An 11,795-nucleotide genomic window follows, 5' to 3' on the forward strand; every position below is an offset into this window, starting at 1 on the left:
CGCGCTTCCTTAGCGTTTTGCCTGCCAGATACGAGCCTGATAATCACGGATTGAGCGATCCGAGCTGAACATACCGCAGCGGGCGGTATTGAGGATCGCCGCGCGAGTCCAGGCCTCCTGGTCGCGGTACAGCACATCCACGCGTTTTTGCGCTTCGACATAAGCCGCAAAATCCGCCATCACCAGATACGGATCGCCGCCCTGCTTACCGAGGCTATGCAGCATCTGGTCAAACGCGTGTTTATCGCCATCGCTATATTTGCCGCTTTCCAGCTCTTTTAATACCGCATCAAGCACCTTATCTTTCTTCCGCCATTTCACCGGGTCATAGCCCTTCGCTTTCAGCGCCTTAACCTGCTCGACGGTATGACCAAAGATAAAGATGTTCTCTTCACCGACTTTCTCGCTATCTCCACGTTTGCGCCATCCAGCGTGCCGACAGTGAGCGCACCGTTAAGCGCCAGTTTCATATTGCCAGTACCAGAAGCTTCTTTACCTGCGGTGGAGATCTGTTCGGAGATATCCGCCGCCGGGATCAGCATTTCCGCAGCAGATACACAATAATCTGGCAGGAACACAACCTTCAGCTTGTCGCCCACCTGTGGATCGTTGTTGATCACATCTGCCACTTTGTTGATCGCAAAGATAATGTTCTTCGCCAGGTAGTAGCCCGGTGCCGCTTTCGCGCCGAAGAGGAAGACGCGCGGTACGCGGTCAGCCTGCGGGTTCTCGCGAATCTCTTTGTACAGCGCCAGAATATGCAGCAGATTCAAGTGCTGGCGTTTGTATTCGTGCAAGCGTTTGATCTGAATATCGAAAATCGCCTGATGATTGATTTCAATACCGGTACGGACTTTCACAAACTCCGCCAGACGAACTTTATTGGCCTGTTTGATCTCGCGATATTGCTGGCGGAATTTCTCGTCATCAGCGAATTTTTCCAGATTAATCAGTTGATCGAGATCGTTAGCCCACTCTTTTTTCAGTGATTTATCCAACAGAGCCGCCAGTGCCGGGTTGCACTGTTTGATCCAGCGACGTGGAGTAATACCGTTGGTGACGTTATGGAATTTGTTCGGCCATAGCTGGTGATATTCCGGGAACAGATCTTTCACCACCAGATCCGAGTGCAGCGCCGCCACACCGTTCACCGCAAAGCCGCTTACCACGCACATATTGGCCATGCGAACTTGTTTGTCATGCACCACCGCCAGCTTCGCCCATACCGCTTTATCGCCCGGCCAGGTTTTTTCCACCAACTTCTTAAAGCGGTTGTTAATTTCGTTGATTACCTGCATATGGCGTGGCAGCAGGGCTTTTACCAGTTTCTCATCCCAGCACTCCAGTGCTTCTGGCATCAGGGTATGGTTGGTATAAGCAAAGGTATTGCTGGTGATTGCCCATGCGTCATCCCAGCTCATCTGGTGCTCATCGATTAGCACACGAAGCAGCTCCGGAATAGCGATAGTCGGGTGGGTATCGTTCAGTTGAATAACTTCGTAATCTGCCAGCTCGTGCAGTTTACGCCCCGCCAGATGGTGACGACGCAGAATGTCGGCAACCGAACAAGCACACTGGAAATATTGCTGCATCAGACGCAGTTTTTTACCGGCAGTATGGTTGTCGTTCGGATAGAGCACTTTAGTCAGTTTTTCAGCGTCGATGCCCTGTTGTTCAGCACGCAGGAAATCGCCGTCGTTGAATTTGGTGAGGTTAAACGGATGCGCATGTGTCGCTTGCCATAAACGCAGCGGCTGCGCCACACCATTTCGGTAGCCCAACACAGGTAAATCCCACGCCTGGCCGGTAATGGTAAATGCGGGCTCCCAACGTCCGTCTTTCGTGACCTTGCCACCAATCCCAACCTGCACGTCAAGCGCTTCATTATGGCTGAACCACGGATAGTTACCGCGATGCCAGTCATCTGGCGCTTCCATTTGTTGACCGTCAACAAACGACTGACGGAACAGACCATATTGATAGTTCAGACCATAGCCTGTTGCGGACTGTCCGACGGTCGCCATTGAGTCGAGGAAACATGCCGCCAGACGGCCCAGACCGCCGTTGCCCAGCGCCGGGTCAGTCTCTTCTTCCAGCAAATCTGTCAGGTTGATGTCATAAGACTTCAGCGAATCCTGAACGGCCTGATACCAACCGAGATTTAACAGGTTGTTCCCCGTCAGACGACCAATCAAAAACTCCATTGAGATGTAGTTGACATGGCGCTGATTCGCTGCCGGTTTGGCAAAAGGCTGGGCGCGCAGCATTTCCGCCAGCGCTTCACTCACTGCCTGCCACCACTGGCGAGGGGTCATCTCAGCTGCAGAAGTTAAGCCATAACGCTGCCATTGACGTGACAGGGCTTCCTGAAATTGCTTTTCATTAAAAATGGGTTGTGACATAGGAGTTCCAGTTTTCTTAGACATTAAACACAACGTTATCGTTAGTTTGCCAGGCTCCATGTTGACCTTCCTCATCCTACGGGGGATTAGGCGGGGAGGAGTGACGGGGATGAGCAAGAAAATGTGATCGCGAACACTTAAAGGTAGTGCAATCAACTGCAAAAGCATCGGCCCAGTGCCAAAGAGCGCAAAAAAATCGACGATTAACAGTAAGAAAGGGCGTCGCGTATTATCAAAAAGCGGAAAGCCACTCTATAAATTAAGTAAAGCAGCGAAATAGTTTCAGTAATGAAATACCAATCGTGATTCATCTCATTCTTAATAGATTTATTAAGATCATCTTTTTAGATAGACCTTTCATCATGAATTAAGGAAGCATCATTGCTTTAATAACGCTTTTGAACCACGAGAAAACACCATAAGATCCAGTATCTACGCTGAATCAGCGTAGTTTTTAGGTGAACCATTAATAAAGGTTTTGAATTGTGACAGAGTGCAAATTCAGACACATAAAAAACCGTCATCGCTTGCATTGCACAGATTTCTGGCCGACCTTATAACCATTAATTACGAAGCGCAAAAAAAATAATATTTCCTCAATTTCCACAGTGAAGTGATTAACTATGCTGATTCCGTCAAAATTAAGTCGTCCGGTTCGACTCGACCATACCGTGGTTCGTGAGCGCCTGCTGGCTAAACTTTCCGGCGCGAACAACTTCAGGCTGGTGCTGATCACAAGTCCTGCGGGCTACGGAAAGACAACGCTCATATCCCAATGGGCGGCAGGCAAAAACGATTTGGGCTGGTACTCGCTGGATGACGGCGATAACCAGCAAGAACGTTTCGCCAGCTACCTGATTGCCGCAATTCAACAGGCCACCAACGGGCATTGCCCCGCCAGTGAAGTGATGGCGCAAAAGCGGCAATATGCCAGTCTATCCTCACTTTTTGCCCAACTGTTTATCGAACTGGCAGAGTGGCACCAGCCGCTCTACCTGGTTATTGACGATTATCATCTGATCACCAACCCAGTGATTCACGAGTCAATGCGCTTCTTTATTCGTCATCAACCAGAAAATCTGACCCTGGTGGTTTTGTCGCGCAATCTTCCGCAACTGGGTATTGCCAATTTGCGTGTACGTGACCAACTGCTGGAAATTGGCAGCCAGCAACTGGCGTTTACCCACCAGGAAGCCAAGCAGTTTTTTGATTGCCGTCTGTCTTCGCCCATTGAAGCCGCTGAAAGTAGCCGGATTTGCGATGACGTTTCTGGTTGGGCAACGGCTTTACAATTAATCGCCCTCTCCGTCCGACAGAATACCCACTCTGCGCACAAATCCGCACGTCGCCTGGCGGGCATTAATGCCAGCCATCTTTCTGATTATCTGGTCGATGAAGTGTTGGATAACGTTGATCTGGCGACGCGCCATTTTCTACTGAAAAGTGCCATTTTACGCTCGATGAACGATGCGCTAATCACCCGCGTGACCGGTGAAGACAACGGGCAAATGCGCCTCGAAGAAATTGAACGTCAGGGACTGTTTTTGCAACGGATGGATGATACCGGCGAGTGGTTCTGCTATCACCCGTTGTTTGGCAACTTCCTGCGCCAGCGCTGCCAGTGGGAACTGGCGGCGGAACTGCCGGAAATTCACCGTGCTGCCGCAGAAAGCTGGATGGCGCAAGGTTTTCCCAGCGAAGCTATTCATCATGCGCTGGCCGCAGGCGACGCGCTGATGCTGCGCGATATCCTGCTTAATCACGCCTGGAGTTTGTTCAACCATAGCGAACTGTCACTGCTGGAAGAGTCGCTCAACGCCCTGCCGTGGGACAGCCTGCTGGAAAACCCACAGCTGGTGTTGTTGCAGGCGTGGCTGATGCAAAGCCAACATCGCTATGGCGAAGTGAACACCCTGCTGGCGCGTGCCGAGCATGAGATCAAGGATATCAGGGAAGGTACCATGCACGCAGAATTTAACGCTCTGCGCGCCCAGGTGGCTATTAACGACGGCAATCCGGATGAAGCCGAGCGCCTGGCAAAACTGGCGCTGGAAGAACTGCCCCCGGGCTGGTTCTACAGCCGCATTGTCGCGACATCCGTGCTTGGCGAAGTGTTGCACTGCAAAGGCGAATTGACCCGCTCACTGGCGTTAATGCAGCAAACCGAACAAATGGCGCGTCAGCACGATGTCTGGCACTACGCTTTGTGGAGTCTGATTCAGCAAAGTGAAATTCTGTTTGCCCAAGGGTTCCTGCAAACTGCATGGGAAACACAGGAAAAAGCGTTCCAGTTGATAAACGAGCAGCATCTGGAACAGTTGCCGATGCATGAGTTTCTGGTGCGCATCCGTGCACAGCTGCTATGGGCCTGGGCGCGACTGGATGAAGCCGAAGCGTCGGCGCGTAGCGGGATTGAAGTCTTGTCGTCTTATCAGCCGCAGCAACAGCTTCAGTGCCTGGCAATGTTGATTCAATGCTCGCTGGCCCGTGGCGATCTGGATAACGCCCGTAGCCAGCTTAACCGTCTGGAAAACCTGCTGGGGAATGGCAAATATCACAGCGACTGGATCTCTAACGCCAACAAAGTTCGCGTGATTTACTGGCAGATGACCGGCGATAAAGCGGCTGCCGCCAACTGGCTGAGCCATACTGCGAAACCAGAGTTTGCGAACAATCACTTCCTGCAAGGTCAATGGCGCAACATTGCCCGTGCACAAATCTTGCTGGGCGAGTTTGAACCGGCGGAAATAGTCCTCGAAGAACTGAACGAAAACGCCCGCAGTCTGCGGTTAATGAGCGACCTCAACCGGAACCTGCTTTTACTCAATCAGTTGTACTGGCAAGCTGGGCGTAAAAGCGACGCCCAGCGTGTGTTGCTGGATGCATTAAAACTGGCAAACCGCACTGGATTTATCAGTCATTTTGTTATTGAAGGCGAAGCGATGGCGCAACAGTTACGTCAGCTGATTCAACTCAATACGTTGCCGGAACTGGAACAGCACCGCGCGCAGCGTATTCTGCGGGAAATCAATCAACATCATCGACATAAATTCGCCCATTTCGATGAGAGTTTCGTTGAACGTCTGCTAAATCATCCGGAAGTGCCAGAACTTATCCGCACCAGCCCGCTGACACAACGTGAATGGCAAGTACTGGGGCTGATTTACTCCGGTTACAGCAACGAACAAATTGCGGGCGAGCTGGAAGTCGCAGCGACCACTATCAAGACGCATATCCGCAACCTGTATCAGAAACTCGGCGTCGCCCACCGCCAGGCTGCGGTACAACACGCGCAGAAACTGCTGAAGATGATGGGGTATGGAGTGTGAATTTAGCCGGATAACGCGCCAGATCCGGCTGACATCTCTGCATCATTCAACGCTCACTCGCGTTACGCCGTCTGTTTCTGTCAGACTGAACTGCACGGGCAAGAAACGCTCCACCACGGCGATATTGGTCAGCAGATGACATGAGGGATGGGCGACCGTAAATTCTCCCGCGCCCGCCAGCGCCATCGGCAGTACCAACTGGTCAGCGAGATATTCCCCCACCGCAGCTGGGCTTGCCAGGTAGCGTTTCACCTCTTTCACTAACTGTGCCGCGACCACCTCGGCACTGACGCGCTTTTCACCGACGACAAAAAAGCGTTCGGTGATATTTTCACTTTCGACTTCAAGCGAGACGGTATTACCCGGCCCCTGGTCGCGCGGCAGGTTATGAATATTCTGCTCATGCAGGGAAAAACTTGCCGCCAGCGTAGCGATTTCACGTTCAGCGACATGGCGCGGCACACCAGCCAGTAGCACCTCTCCACGCATCTGCACAATGTTCCCGCGCTCGCCAAGTTGCAAGGTGTTAAACGATGCCACGGGCGAGACATCCGTTGCCACCACGCCGCCTCCGGCAGGGTAAAAACCGTGGCGTAATAATGTGGTTTGCTGATGAACTCCTATTTTCGCCAGCAGCGGCTCCAGCACCCGGCGGATAAAATCCGCAGGCGGGGCCGACGGGTTATCGGTACCGCCGCTCACTTCAACACGCGAAGGCCCGTCGGCAAACCACAGCGCGGGCAGCACCGTTTGCAGCACCAGCGTACAACTTCCGGCGCTACCGATAGCAAAGCGGTAATCGCCGCCGCGCACGGTACCAGGCCGGAAGACCAGACGCTGCGATCCCAGCTCCGCGCCTTCCACCGTTGCTCCGCAAATTTCCGTCGCCGCCTTTACCGCAGTCAGATGCTGGCGCAACAGCCCCGGTTTCGCCCGCCCGGCACGAATGCCGGTGATGGTAAATGGCTGGCCGGTTATCATCGACAGACTCAGCGCCGAGCGCAGGATCTGCCCGCCGCCTTCGCCCTGTGCGCCATCCAGCGCAATCATCCTTTTCATCATTTATCCTTTTACGCACACCACCTGACGCAGGGTGTAGATAACTTCCACCAGATCGCTTTGTGCCGCCATCACCGCATCAATATCTTTATACGCCATCGGGATTTCGTCGATCACTTCGGCATCTTTACGGCATTCCACATGCGCGGTGGCACGAATTTGATCTTCCACGCTGAACAGTTTTTTCGCTTTAGTACGGCTCATAACCCGCCCGGCACCGTGGCTGCACGAACAGAACGACTCTTCATTTCCCTGCCCACGGACGATAAAGCTTTTCGCTCCCATCGAACCGGGAATAATTCCATATTGACCAGCACGCGCAGACACCGCGCCTTTACGCGTCACGTAGATCTCTTCGCCAAAGTGCTTGTTCTTTTTGCACATAGTTGTGGTGACAGTTGATCTCTTCCATCGCCAGCGTTTGTGGCTGTCTTACCGTTTTCTGCGTAATGCTCTGCAACGCCGTTACCACGTTTTCCATCATCGCATCGCGGTTAAGGCTGGCAAAAAGCTGCGCCCAGGCCACGGCTTTCAGGTAATCATCAAAGTATTCCGTACCTTCCATAAAGTACGCCAGATCACGCGACGGCAACGTCTCAAGCTGGTCCTGCATCTCTTTTTGTGCCAGATCGATAAAATATGTTCCGATGGCGTTACCGATTCCGCGTGAACCGGAGTGCAGCATAATCCACACCTGGTCCGACTCATCAAGGCAGATTTCAATAAAGTGGTTACCCGTTCCCAGCGTTCCCAGGTGTTTATAGTTGTTAGTGTTAAGGAAACGGGGATATTTTTGCGTTAACCACTGATAACCGGCTTCAAGCTCAGCCCATTTCGCATCGACGTTAACAGGCGGGTTTTCCCATGCGCCTTTATCACGTTTACAACGGCCAGTGGTACGCCCATGCGGCACGGCCGTTTCAATTGCCTGACGCAGCTCCGCCAGGTTTTCAGGCAGGTCTGCCGCCGTTAACGCGGTACGCAGTGCGTTCATTCCACAACCGATATCCACGCCCACAGCCGCCGGAATAATCGCCCCTTTAGTCGGGATCACGCTACCAATGGTGGAACCTTTACCCAGGTGTACATCAGGCATTACCGCAATATGTTTGAAAATAAACGGCATCTTCGCCGTATTAATAAGTTGCTGACGTGCATCGGCTTCTACCGGCACGCCTTTGGTCCACATTTTTACCGGGGCATTTTCAGTGGTCAGTAATTCGTAATTCATTTTGTTTTTCTCTTTTCGTTGTTTGCTGTCCTGATAATTGCAACCGTCGTGCCAGAAAATTAAATATGCAGGTTAATTTTTTAATTCATTGTTTTTAAATAGGTTAAATCTTTACGTCCGTAAACGGAGATTTTCCACAAAACCAATTCACCGATAATGAAATATCGTCTTTTATAAGGATATCTAAGATGCGTAAAACAGTGGCTTTTGGCTTTGTCGGAACAGTGCTGGATTATGCCGGGCGCGGCAGCCAGCGCTGGTCAAAATGGCGTCCGACGCTCTGTTTATGCCAGCAAGAATCGTTGGTCATCGATCGACTGGAATTGTTGCACGATGCCCGCTCGCGCTCGCTGTTTGAAACACTTAAACGCGATATCGCCAGCGTTTCGCCAGAAACAGAAGTAGTGGGCGTTGAGATTGAGCTGCATAACCCGTGGGATTTCGAAGAGGTTTACGCCTGCCTGCATGATTTCGCTCGTGGTTACGAGTTTCAGCCAGAGAAAGAAGACTATTTAATTCACATCACCACCGGCACCCACGTCGCGCAGATTTGCTGGTTTCTGCTGGCGGAAGCGCGTTACCTGCCCGCCCGGCTGGCGCAGACCTCGCCTCCGCGCAAAAAAGAACAGCCACGCGGCGCAGGTGAAGTGACGATTATCGATCTCGATTTAAGCCGTTATAACGCCATCGCCAGCCGCTTTGCCGAGGAACGCCAGCAAACGCTTGATTTTCTTAAGTCCGGCATTGCCACGCGTAACCCCCACTTCAACCGCATGATTGAGCAGATTGAAAAAGTGGCGATTAAATCCCGCGCGCCAATTCTGCTTAATGGCCCGACCGGTGCAGGTAAGTCATTTCTGGCGCGACGCATCTTCGAGCTAAAACAGGCGCGGCATCAGTTTAGCGGCGCGTTTGTGGAAGTGAACTGCGCCACCCTGCGCGGCGATACCGCCATGTCGACGCTGTTTGGTCATGTGAAAGGCGCGTTTACCGGGGCGCGGGAATCGCGTGAAGGTTTATTACGCAGCGCCAACGGCGGAATGTTGTTTCTTGATGAGATTGGCGAACTGGGCGCAGACGAACAGGCAATGCTGCTGAAAGCCATTGAAGAGAAAACCTTTTACCCGTTTGGCAGCGATCGCCAGGTGAGCAGTGATTTTCAGCTCATCGCCGGAACGGTGCGCGATTTACGCCAGCTGGTTGCCGAAGGCAAATTTCGCGAAGATCTATACGCGCGGATCAATCTCTGGACCTTCACCCTGCCGGGGCTGCGCCAGCGTCAGGAAGATATTGAACCTAACCTGGATTATGAAGTGGAGCGCCACGCTTCACTCACCGGCGACAGCGTGCGTTTTAACACCGAAGCGCGGCGCGCCTGGCTGGCCTTTGCGACATCTCCCCAGGCAACATGGCGCGGTAACTTTCGCGAGCTTTCTGCCAGCGTCACGCGAATGGCAACCTTTGCCACTAGCGGACGCATTACTCTGGACGTGGTTGAAGATGAGATAAACCGTCTGCGCTATAACTGGCAGGAGAGCCGCCCCTCCGCGCTTACGGCGTTGTTGGGCGCAGAGGCAGAAAACATCGATCTCTTCGACCGTATGCAACTGGAACACGTTATCGCTATCTGCCGCCAGGCAAAGTCGCTTTCTGCTGCCGGACGACAGCTTTTTGATGTTTCGCGCCAGGGCAAAGCCAGCGTCAATGACGCGGATCGGCTACGCAAATACCTGGCGCGTTTTGGTCTGACGTGGGAAGCGATGCAGGATCAGCACAGCTCCAGTTGAATATGATGGTCCGTCAGCACCTGCATCACGCCCGCTGGCGGCGGGGCGTCGGTGTAGACGGCATCAACCATGCTGATGCTGCCCATATTGACCATCGCATTACGGCCAAATTTCGAGTGATCGACAACCAGCATAACGTGACGCGAGTTCTCAATAATGGCGCGTTTGGTGCGAACTTCGTGGTAATCGAACTCCAGCAGCGAGCCGTCGCTATCGATGCCGCTGATCCCCAGAATGCCAAAGTCCAGACGGAACTGGGAGATAAAATCGAGCGTCGCTTCGCCAATGATCCCACCATCGCGGCTGCGTAATTCGCCACCGGCGAGAATGATGCGAAAATCGTCTTTCACCATCAGCGTGTTAGCAACGTTGAGATTGTTGGTGACAATGCGCAAATTGCTGTGATTAAGCAGCGCGTGCGCCACCGCTTCCGGCGTGGTGCCAATATCGATAAACAGCGTCGAGCCGTTGGGGATTTGCTCCGCCACTTTACGGGCGATGCGCTCTTTTTCTTCGGTCTGAGTGGCCTTGCGATCGTGCCACGGCGTGTTAACCGAACTGGAAGGCAGCGCCGCGCCGCCATGATGGCGCAGGATCAGGTTTTGCTCTGCCAGCTCGTTGAGGTCGCGGCGAATAGTCTGCGGGCTGACGGAGAAGTGCTCCACCAGTTCCTCGGTACTGACATAACCCTGCTGTTTAACCAGTTCGATAATACCGTTGTGACGTTGTGTTTGTTTCATTTATAAATCCCTGGAATTATTTTCGTTTTCGCGCATTGAGCGAATCAACAAAAGCCATCGCTAAACCCACGGCTAACCCGGCGATGTGTGCTCCATTCGCCATCGACATCCCAAACAAATCAAACCATCCGGCGACAATCCAGATCAGCGCAAAGATAATTAACCCACGTTGCAGGTAAATGCCACTTTGCGGATCGCGTTCGCCACGTAGCCAGACGTAGCCCATCAGCGCATACACCACGCCAGAAAGCCCGCCAAACCACGGCCCGCTGAATTTTTGCTGCACATAGCCACTTAACAGGGCGCTAATGAGAGTAATGACAATTAGCTTACCGCTGCCGAGGCGTTTTTTCCACCGCACCGCCGAGATACCACCACCAGAGCAGGTTAAAGAGGATATGCATCAGCGAGAAGTGCATTAACGCGTGGGTGAAGTAACGCCAGAACTCAAATTTCAGTGTTGGATCGAATGGCCAGGCCAGCCATAACATCACTTCCTGATCGCCGAGAATTTGCATGGCGATAAACACCACCACGCAGGCGATCATCATCACCCAGGTTACCGGACCTGCACGTTCACGCAAGGCAGTAAAGAAAGGATAACGGCGATAATGCAGGCCACTGCCGGTATGGCCCGCCTGCCAGCTCGCCGCCAGATAACGCGGATCTGCCGGGTTTTCGAGAAAACGCGCCAGCTCCGCCCGCACGCGCTCGGCCTGGGACTCATCCGCCAGCCAGACATCGCTTTGGTTATGTTGTTGAATCGTGAGGATAACACCCTGCGTCGCCATATAATCAACAAACGCCTGCGCCACGCGGGGGTTAGCAAAAGAGGTAATCATCAACATCGTTGCTGTCGCTTATTCCACACAAAAGGGGACAGTATAAAGCGTTACGCGCCGTACGCCACCTCTGTAGGAAACTGACGCTGCCAGGCTTCAAAGCCGCCATCAATGCTATAGACCACATCGTAGCCCTGTTGCAGCAGATACTGCGCCGCGCCTTTGCTGCTATTACCGTGGTAACACATCACCATCACCGGTGTATCGAAGTCGTTATCACGCATAAACGCGCCCAGCGTGTCGTTAGTCAAATGGAAAGCCTGCGCCGCATGCCCCATTGCGAAACTCTGTGGATCGCGAATATCGACCAGCACCGCCTCTTTTTCCTGCAACTTCTGGTGCGCGTCGGCAACGTTAATACATTCGAACTGATCCATGCGTCTCTCTTTCTTTACAAACAAGTGG

Annotated in this window: 5 protein-coding genes and 3 pseudogenes; 2 read left to right on the forward strand and 6 right to left on the reverse strand. The window is 52.8% G+C overall.

Translation table 11 applies throughout. The annotated features are described in order from the left end of the window. Positions 1 to 9: 9 nt before the first annotated feature. Positions 10 to 2,402: pseudogene (gene malP, locus CRI63_RS10120) on the reverse strand (maltodextrin phosphorylase). Between the two features lie 623 nt (positions 2,403 to 3,025). Here malP and malT point away from each other — a divergent pair. Then, positions 3,026 to 5,731, forward strand: coding sequence for an HTH-type transcriptional regulator MalT (gene malT / locus CRI63_RS10125; protein ID WP_130217682.1), 2,706 nt, complete (start codon positions 3,026 to 3,028; stop codon positions 5,729 to 5,731). A 42-nt stretch (positions 5,732 to 5,773) separates the two neighbouring features. Here the strand turns inward: malT and rtcA are convergent, their stop codons facing one another. Beyond that, a complete protein-coding gene (gene rtcA, locus CRI63_RS10130; protein ID WP_135385416.1) occupies positions 5,774 to 6,790 on the reverse strand; it encodes an RNA 3'-terminal phosphate cyclase in 1,017 nt (338 codons plus the stop codon). A gap of 3 nt (positions 6,791 to 6,793) precedes the next feature. After that, a pseudogene (gene rtcB / locus CRI63_RS10135) lies at positions 6,794 to 8,021 on the reverse strand (RNA-splicing ligase RtcB). Positions 8,022 to 8,209: 188 nt separating this feature from the next. On the opposite strand from rtcB, the gene rtcR reads away from it, so the two are divergent. After that, positions 8,210 to 9,808 carry a DNA-binding transcriptional regulator RtcR gene (gene rtcR / locus CRI63_RS10140; RefSeq protein ID WP_135519427.1) on the forward strand — a complete coding sequence of 533 codons (1,599 nt, stop codon included), beginning with the start codon at positions 8,210 to 8,212 and terminating at the stop codon, positions 9,806 to 9,808. Here the strand turns inward: rtcR and CRI63_RS10145 are convergent. The 3 genes and pseudogenes from CRI63_RS10145 to glpE all read right to left on the reverse strand — a co-directional run bounded on the left by CRI63_RS10145 (position 9,790) and on the right by glpE (position 11,767). Continuing rightward, entirely contained in the window at positions 9,790 to 10,548 is a 759-nt protein-coding gene (locus CRI63_RS10145) for a DeoR/GlpR family transcriptional regulator (protein ID WP_021550071.1), read from the reverse strand. The genes rtcR and CRI63_RS10145 overlap by 19 nt on opposite strands. Before the next feature lie 16 nt (positions 10,549 to 10,564). Then, positions 10,565 to 11,396 (reverse strand): annotated as a pseudogene (gene glpG, locus CRI63_RS10150) (rhomboid family intramembrane serine protease GlpG). A gap of 44 nt (positions 11,397 to 11,440) precedes the next feature. Beyond that, a complete protein-coding gene (glpE, locus tag CRI63_RS10155; RefSeq protein ID WP_130221378.1) occupies positions 11,441 to 11,767 on the reverse strand; it encodes a thiosulfate sulfurtransferase GlpE in 327 nt (108 codons plus the stop codon). Between the last annotated feature and the right edge of the window lie 28 nt (positions 11,768 to 11,795).

Source organism: Escherichia sp. E2661 (assembly GCF_004745185.1).
Classification (GTDB): Bacteria; Pseudomonadota; Gammaproteobacteria; order Enterobacterales; family Enterobacteriaceae; genus Escherichia.